Here is a 7,114-nt window from a genome sequence, read left to right on the forward strand (position 1 = left end):
AATTGGTATAAACTTGAGTTGTGAGATACTTATCATTAACGAGCTATTGTAAGAACGTATGGCTTAAATCGTCTAGGAACCCATATATAACTGGGTTTATATTTCCCTGAAGCCATATTGCTTTTGATTCACTTCACGTCACAAATTAAATATAGAATTCCATATTCTTTGCACATTTCCCTACCATCTTATTATTGAACCTAACATATCGCGGCCTTAACTGAATGAGCTTTTTAGTTTGGACGCAGATTATTTAACCCAAAAGAGGTAGAGCATGAATAACTCAATACGTAATATTGCTATTTCGGCGGCTGTGTTAACTACATTAACTTTAAGCGCACAAGTTGAGGCAAGAAAAAGTGATAGGAACCATAAAAAAGCACCTGAAATTGTATTTAGCAAACTCGATTTAGATCAGAGTGGTACGCTGATCCTTGATGAATTACAGGGTAATGAACAGACTAAAGCTGAAAAAAAGTTAGCGCGTGCAGATCTTGATGGTAACGCAAGTATTGACCTGACGGAATACCTTGCAAAGCAGCGTCATTCGCATGACTTATCTACGTATGCGACCGAAATAGTGCAATGTGTACAAGCATTAAAAGATGCAGATGAAGCAAGCCTTATCGTCGTACCGAGTAGCGATAAATTTGCATCACCAGAAGAAAAGTTTGCTCAATTAGATTCTGATGATAGTGGTGCGATTAGTGTTGATGAAATTGCACAGGCGTTGGCCACTCGTCAAGAAATACGTTTCGCTGAGATGGATAGTGATAATAGCAATGACGTTACACTAGAAGAGTTTATTCAAAATGGTGAACGTAAGCAGGCAACAAGAGCAGCTGTCAAAGAGTGTATCGACAGTTTAGTTGATGTGACTGAGGTGATTTAATAAAAACTTCAGTTATTCACCAACAATAGCATAACGCACTTTCTAAATTTATTGCCCTAGTGATAACCTCATTAGGGCTACGAAAAATATATTCACTTTATTTAGCCTGAGGTTTGGATAAGAATATTCCAACTTATTGTTGCTAAAGCACAACTTAGTTTTTTCCTTGTCTAGCCAGAGAGTTATAGGGAAAACACCGCTCCCGCGTCCTGCTCTCGCTAAGGTACCTACATCCTGGGGGCTGTCTATTGGAAGTGAATTCAACTCAGTTAGCGCTAAAACTGGCTGCTAAAAAGGCATTAATTATACGCAGCTCAGTTAGTTAGAAACAGCAATTCTAATGATAGCTCACAAGTACGCTCCTCAAACTTAGGATTTATCGCCACTTTATGTGAAAGTTAGTACTTGGGGAATCGAGTTCAATACAATCCAAAAGTATCGGTATTCTAACTTTTACTGCGACTTTTGTTATGTGTATAATCGCGATTCTCTTTATATTGCCTGTGTATTTATACGGTCTATTACTTAAAATATTCGAGTATCTATGTCGATGGAATGCGTTTTTGACCCCCCGGTGTTTACCGAAGCTGTTCGGCTTCAATTTCAAAAGTTAGATAGCTATGACGACCCTTGTTTAGTATTTATTACTACAAATCATACCGTGCAATGGTGTCATAATACCCTGCATAATATTCTTCAAGCTGAAGGGATCTCACACTCTGATATCCTCGCGGTATCAGAAAATACACACTTTTTCCTTTGTTATTGTGATCCGACAACGATACAAGTATTTGTTGATGAAGTAGTAGCTGTTGCTGTCAGCGCTGATATTACGACGTTTTTATCTGTGTTTCGCCATAATTGTTTATCAAATCCCAAAGAAACATTTCGGTGGTGTACTCAGCAACTTCAAGGGTTAATTGAAAATAGTTCTGATAATGTTGGGGCCGCGTTAAATGACTTCCGTGATAAAGCCAATTGGCCTGGAATTGCAGATTACCAACAACCGGAGCAGCAGACTTCTTCAGTTGATAACGCTGAAAAAAAAACACGTGATGGCTTTTTCGCAAGTGTGGCTAAGTTCTTCGGCTTTGGCTGTCAGGACGAACGTCAGTTAGGGTTTGAAATCACGCCAACCCTATCGATAGTGAAAATATTTATAGAATCCCTTCCATCTGGTTCCGCATTATGGGCATATGTAAAAACTGGGAAAGGGAAGGAGCAATTAGTTCGGTCACATGCGTTGCTTGATCTTGACCATGTTTTGCTGTTGCCTCATGCATGTCGATATGCACCTGAATTTTATAATTATATTATGTCAACGCTTCGCCATAGCACTATTGTAGAGCAAAATGAAATTCAGCAATATTTTTATCGAGCGATAAGTGAACTTACTGAGGAGTTATTAGAGAGCGAAAGTAAAAAAGAAGCAAAACAGGCTTGTTTCTTACGTATATTGGATATTTTTTATCACCTTTTCGATCAGCAATCATGGTCTGATGATTTCTACGAATTACTCGTTGAAGATGAGGACACCGCATGCCTGAGCGCAGAAGCTTATCAAGCTCGCTTTATTCAAGAGATCGAAATATCCACAGACGGTGTCTCTGAAAAATTAAAACAACAAATTTTGGAACTGCTCGATAAGTTAGAAGACTACCATTTTGCTTCGTATCGACAGTGGTGCGAAATTACAAAACTTTTCAAAAGTAATCGGCAAGCTGTAAACCCCGAAAATTGGCTGGGAACAGAACCATCAAGCCGGCTATTACTAGCATGTATTTTACTCTATCAAGATAAATTATCTGCGATAAATGACGAGAGCACTCAAGCATTAAGGCAGTTAATTAATGAGTCATTAATCAAGCAAGTACTTAAAAAAATTGAAGAGGACATAGCGCATGATTGTAAATTACCAGAATCTTTTGTTGCTTGGTTAACCTCTGAAAAACAAGGTATTGATACCGAGTGTATCGATCGATTAGCTAAAAATCTCGCGCCTGATACTGGACTAGATGCGCATAAGACAGAGCATACAGCACAACCACATACCCAATTGTTTAGTAGTATTAGTGATTTTCAAGCTGTGCTTGCTAGTTGTTATTGGCTTGAATTAAGTGAGCCAAACATTATTACTAGAAAAGTAATTGCAATGGCGCTGAAAATAGCGCCACAAGCATCCTTGAGTTGCTTCATTGGGCTGCAATTGAAGCGTTTTGGTTCATTTGGTGAACCAGAACAAAAGAAGCAAATCTTGGCTAATTTACAGCAAGTGAATGTTGATGCATATGACTTATTGACATTTGAAGTTCGACTAGCGCAGGGTTATGACATTCAATGGTATGAGAAGCTGGTTAAGCAGTACGTCAAAATGAAAAAGTCAGACCGAGAAAGGTGGGATAAAGCGCTGGCTAAAGTGACGCCAGCCACGAGAGACTATTTTTATCTTGACGTCTATCGCTTAGCGCCGAAAGTGACAACACCCTTGATTTACCAGCGTGAAAACATGATTGAAGCATTGATTAGTTCAACTTTATATTTTGATGATGACTTTATTGCTACTTACTTTAATCAAAAAGAGCTGCTGTTTAGTGATCATATTGAATTTTTACCTGAAAAATTTGAGTTACCAGTTTCACTACATCAACAAGTACTAACCATCAAAAACGACGTAAACTTTGTGATATTTTTATATGATGTTGAATCATTGATACTTGTTGCTAAAACAGATGGGGTCACATTCTGCTCTGGGTCAAATAGCATTTCTTGGGCTAGTCACTATATTATTTTGGATAATCAAGTTGATCTGGATAAGCTTACTGTTCTGGCTGAGCAATTTGAAAGTTACCAAGCTCGGGCTAAAACATTACAAAAAGCGGTTACTGATTATTTATCAGGTGTCATTATCTTCTCTGAATTCCAGCGTTATTTTGGTCACTATTCTGACACTAAAAAGTACGACCTCCACATTGAAAATTACAGTAAATATAGTACTCGTATTTTACCACAAATATTGGTAGAGCCAGATGAACAGGTGCAGCTGCGTCTTATCAAACTATTGTGTAGTCATAAGACAAGAGGTAATAGGGTCTTAAAGAAAGTTGCGGAACAGTTATTCTTTGATCATTACCTCACAAATGGTAATGCAGATTTTGAGATGCGACATGATCCAGAGCTTAATGTTGATGAGCTTACGGATGATTGGATAGAAACATGGCAGGCATTTTATACGACACTTGCTGAAAAAGTATCAAGTTTGCGCTGAGGAGTGAGGCGATGAATGATTTACAAGGGATCCTTAGTGAATACTTACCATTACAATTAATTCGCTTCGGTGAGGTTTATGGGCCAGAAGATGATCCTGATATGTGGTTGAGTGAATACGACTTTATATGGCGACCTATTGTAGATGAGGGTGAACAAGTGCCTCAGCTTTACTTAGGGGATGAGCCTATGCGCTTTGGCGTGGATTGTGAAACCGATAAAGCTGGATATATAAAGCAGTCGCTGGGACATCAACCGCTTAGGTTACCAGAAATATCTAGTTGCTGGGGAGATAGCTCTCTAATGCTCCGCAACGATCTTTTAGAAGGGGTGGAATTTTCTCCTATTTTAGGGGTGACTCGAACTTCTGCAACCATTGTTGATGCCGCCGGAGATGAAAGAACGGGTTTTACCGCGCTGTCGTTTCATAAAGTTTTTTTTTCATGAGCGTGCAAGGTTGCGATTTGAAAATATTCCAGTGTCCAAACGGCTTATTATTCGAATGTTATTAAAAAGGCACTCTGACACTTTCTTTATTCACAAATCATTACTTGCTAAATGGAAGGAATTAGATATTGAAACTGTATGTTTTAATATCAAAGCGCATCACCTGTCGTTTAAAACACTGTGTAATTTAGAGATGTATTATGGCTCAGTTGGTTCTAATAGCTACCAAACACTCGATGACTTTCAACACAACAGGAAGGCTAATTTTTGGGATGAGTTAGACGGTTAATCTAACAGGTAAGTTCGCTGTGTTGGCATTTTTGCCCACTGACAAAAGAATAAAAGCGAGACCCTTAATAGTTTTATTAGTCATGCCATTTTAAAGAGACTTAGAAAAACAGTGGATGTGTGCAATCATTGAAGTAACATTGCGTCTTAACTCACATCGATATTCGATAGTGATTATGTCAAACTGAGAAAACAGTCTGCGAGTTATCGAGAGCGGAAAGGCAATGGTCGTCAGAGTTACTCTTGACTGATGAAAAGTAGTGACAGAGATATTATGACTTGCTTCTCGAACCAGTTAGGGGTAGCTGCTGTGCACTCTGAAAGTGTATTGGTGTAATTACCTACGGAAACTGACAGACACCGTTTCAAAGTGGTGACTGTCAGGTTAAGTATAAGCTAGTAGACCCCGTAAAAAAAGGGTCGTCAAACTAAGGATGCCTTTTGGCTAGTGCTTAGTAAGGAATACTGATGAGCTTAATTAAAATACAAACTTATCAAAAATCGCTTTAGCTGTTTCGTAATTTGTAGTGACAACCATTGGTAAAGTATGGTTTAACTCTGCTCTAACTAAATATACATCAGCAGTGCTTTTACTACGATAGTAATGCTCAGTCTTTGTATTGCCTTCATCAACCGAGACTACAGTCAATACGCCAGCGTCATTCACGCTCCACGTACCTTCAAAGCTTTCGTTGTTAAGCATGGACTCAAAAACGACTTTACCCTCAGATTTAAACGTTTGTTTAATAAGCATTGGCTCAGGCGATTGGTAGCCAGAAGCATTATCATCCATTACAGCATAAAGTGTTTGATTTGATAGGGCTTCAGCGGAAAATGCAGCTGCATTTTCTCGGCTTAAATCATAATGTTTTGCAAAGAAGACCATATCCTGTGCTTCTGGATCTAGTCCCAAAATTAGGGAGTCAGAAGAGTAAATGATATGGGTCTTTTCACCTTCAGCAATAATTGTGTTGCCTTCGATTGTATAGCTAAATGTGCTTGCACCTACTGAGAGCGTGCCATTAGTGAAAGTGAATAGCTCAACAGTTTCATCATTTAGTAGCTCACTATTAAATGAACCAGAGTACCATTGACCGTTACCTTGCTCTAAAATCGTCTGTAAAGTGGCTGGAGCCGGTTCCGGCTCAGGAGTGACTTCGTCATTATCATTTTTTGTGGTATCAGAAACAACAAACCCGCTTTCATCTTTTTCGATGATAAGGTTATCGATATTGTCAAGTGCCACATCATCTGCAATGTTAGAAATAGTAACTGTGTCACTTAATAGAGCTTCGTTGTGTGAAGCGTTACCATGCAGCTGAGATAAGTCTTCAGGTAGTAAACGAACTACAGAACGGGCTACTAGGTGAGCTTCTTTCGCATCTTCTGAAGTTTTTTGAACTGCTTTTGCTGCGACAAAGTCTGATTTAATAACATCAGCATCTACATCAATATGATCTGCTAGAGCTTCCATACTCATGCTATTTAAAGATGCAAGTGTTGAAAATGGAGATACGATATCTGAATCGGAATGAGAGGCGAGGGTATAACCTTGCGTAATTACCTCATTGGTATCTGCATCAACTGTTTGTCCTGCAACAGCTTTAACTAAGACATTGACATTTTCAGTAACCACAACTTGACCATTAGCATTGGTTACTAGGTCAACAGTTTCGCCTTTACTATTTTGTGTTTTCAGTACTTCTTCGTCTTCACACACTAAGTTATTGTTAGTGTCATTACAAATTACAGCATTGATTAGGTAACCATCGATTGCGGTGATAGTTTTTGTACCAACCTTGGCATCATTATCAACACTTCCACTGTTACCATTATCTATTTGTGAGTTCGTGTTATTGTCGTTGTCACTACCACCACAGCCGATAAGTGCAAGTGATATTGCACAAGCTAGAAGAGATTTTGTAGAAATGTTTTGTTTGATAAATGAACGCATTTTTCCTTCCCTAATTAAAATAATACGAACTGAAACCCCTACAAACAATAGGGGCATAAAATGAGGTGGGTATATTATTTAATTAATTAGATTATATCAATATTTTTGTTCGTATATTTTTGGTTGATCTTTTTTTTAACATGCTGGTTGTGGGTATTTAATTTATTTAACCTTTATTTTTTAATTTTTATTTCGAGTTTTTTTAAATATTAATTATTTTTTATTTTAAAATGTTGAATTGTTTGATTTTTGATCTTTTTGGGTTTTTT

Annotated in this window: 5 protein-coding genes; 4 read left to right on the forward strand and 1 reads right to left on the reverse strand. The window is 38.0% G+C overall.

The annotated features are described in order from the left end of the window. Positions 1-274: 274 nt before the first annotated feature. The 4 genes from D9603_RS17705 (at position 275) to D9603_RS17720 (ending at position 4,892) form a co-directional block, all read left to right on the forward strand. Positions 275-892 carry an EF-hand domain-containing protein gene (locus tag D9603_RS17705; RefSeq protein ID WP_128732308.1) on the forward strand — a complete coding sequence of 206 codons (618 nt, stop codon included), beginning with the start codon at positions 275-277 and terminating at the stop codon, positions 890-892. Positions 893-1,436: 544 nt separating this feature from the next. Then, positions 1,437-4,157: a hypothetical protein gene (locus D9603_RS17710; protein WP_128732309.1), complete on the forward strand. Its 2,721-nt coding sequence runs from the start codon at positions 1,437-1,439 to the stop codon at positions 4,155-4,157. Positions 4,158-4,168: 11 nt separating this feature from the next. Beyond that, positions 4,169-4,603, forward strand: coding sequence for a hypothetical protein (locus tag D9603_RS17715; RefSeq protein WP_128732310.1), 435 nt, complete (start codon positions 4,169-4,171; stop codon positions 4,601-4,603). 31 nt (positions 4,604-4,634) lie between these two features. After that, positions 4,635-4,892 (forward strand): hypothetical protein, encoded by a 258-nt coding sequence (locus D9603_RS17720; protein WP_128732311.1) that lies wholly within the window; start codon positions 4,635-4,637, stop codon positions 4,890-4,892. 477 nt (positions 4,893-5,369) lie between these two features. On the opposite strand, the gene D9603_RS17725 is transcribed toward D9603_RS17720, so the two are convergent. Beyond that, positions 5,370-6,845: a hypothetical protein gene (locus tag D9603_RS17725; protein ID WP_128732312.1), complete on the reverse strand. Its 1,476-nt coding sequence runs from the start codon at positions 6,843-6,845 to the stop codon at positions 5,370-5,372. Positions 6,846-7,114: the final 269 nt, after the last annotated feature.

It is taken from the genome of Pseudoalteromonas sp. PS5, from assembly GCF_004103255.1.
GTDB lineage: Bacteria > Pseudomonadota > Gammaproteobacteria > Enterobacterales > Alteromonadaceae > Pseudoalteromonas > Pseudoalteromonas peptidolytica.

Excerpts from the sequence above, each read along its gene's own strand:
- D9603_RS17705 (WP_128732308.1), top strand. The coding sequence starts at position 275 with ATGAATAACTCAATACGTAATATTGCTATTTCGGCGGCTGTGTTAACT.
- D9603_RS17710 (WP_128732309.1), top strand. The coding sequence starts at position 1,437 with ATGTCGATGGAATGCGTTTTTGACCCCCCGGTGTTTACCGAAGCTGTT.
- D9603_RS17715 (WP_128732310.1), top strand. The coding sequence starts at position 4,169 with ATGAATGATTTACAAGGGATCCTTAGTGAATACTTACCATTACAATTA.
- D9603_RS17725 (WP_128732312.1), bottom strand. The coding sequence starts at position 6,845 with ATGCGTTCATTTATCAAACAAAACATTTCTACAAAATCTCTTCTAGCT.